The sequence below is a fragment of the Pseudomonas yangonensis genome (assembly GCF_009932725.1).
Lineage (GTDB): Bacteria > Pseudomonadota > Gammaproteobacteria > Pseudomonadales > Pseudomonadaceae > Aquipseudomonas > Aquipseudomonas yangonensis.
In genome coordinates this window covers 1-261 of record NZ_BLJU01000212.1, presented here as the reverse complement: position 1 = coordinate 261, position 261 = coordinate 1, and the positions used below count along the sequence as shown (strand labels likewise).

The 261-nt window shown below is 50.2% G+C and carries 1 protein-coding gene; it reads right to left on the bottom strand.

The genetic code is table 11. The annotated features are described in order from the left end of the window. Positions 1-2 precede the first annotated feature (2 nt). Positions 3-261: type IV secretory system conjugative DNA transfer family protein (locus GYB81_RS24090; RefSeq protein ID WP_161898028.1), on the bottom strand; the 259-nt coding region annotated here is incomplete at its 5' end.

Below are 261 nucleotides of genomic sequence, written 5' to 3'. Positions count from 1 at the left end.
CCTTAACGTATGGTCGGTTTCCAGCTGCGTTTGTTGATGTCAAACTCAGCTTGCTGCTTCATACGTTTCGTTTTATCGCCCAGCATGAGGCGGTTTTTATCCCCTGTAACTGTTTGCTGCTGCTGTGTGATGACTGGAGCCTTAATCATGCCCTGCTGCAGTAGCGTGCTGTATCGCAACATGCCGGTGTAATCCCGTGTGAGGCGATTGATATTAGCAGTGACTATCTCATCAGCTTTTTGGCGACCGTCAGACCAGCCC